The 351-nt window shown below is 72.6% G+C and carries 1 pseudogene; it reads right to left on the reverse strand.

Features of this window, described 5'->3' with window-relative positions:
- Positions 1-45: 45 nt before the first annotated feature.
- A pseudogene (locus A9Z05_RS33345) lies at positions 46-351 on the reverse strand (hypothetical protein); the annotation flags it as partial.

Raw genomic sequence — 351 nt, forward strand, 5'->3', positions numbered from 1 at the left:
ATCACGAATCAGGATCGGCCGGCGGCCCCCGCCGGCCCGGCGACGTCAGTTGACCTGCAGCTGGCCACCGCGGCCCAGCCCGCCCTTGACGTCCTGCGCCTTGTAGCTGCGCAGCGCCACGACCATCTTGTTCCACGCGTCGATGAACGCGACGACCGTCGCCTTGCCTTCCGGCGTCGTCGAGAAACCGGCGAGCCCGCCGCCCACCCCGCCGCCGAGGCCGCCCAGCGCCGCGCCGTAGTTCGTCGCCGTCGAGCTGCCTTCCGACGCCGCGATCTGCACCGCCGAGCGCACGTCGAACAGCGTCAGCGTCACCACCGACGCCTTCGTCTGCAGGTGGCCCGCCACCGC

Source organism: Burkholderia sp. A2, assembly GCF_001729305.1.
GTDB lineage: Bacteria > Pseudomonadota > Gammaproteobacteria > Burkholderiales > Burkholderiaceae > Burkholderia > Burkholderia sola.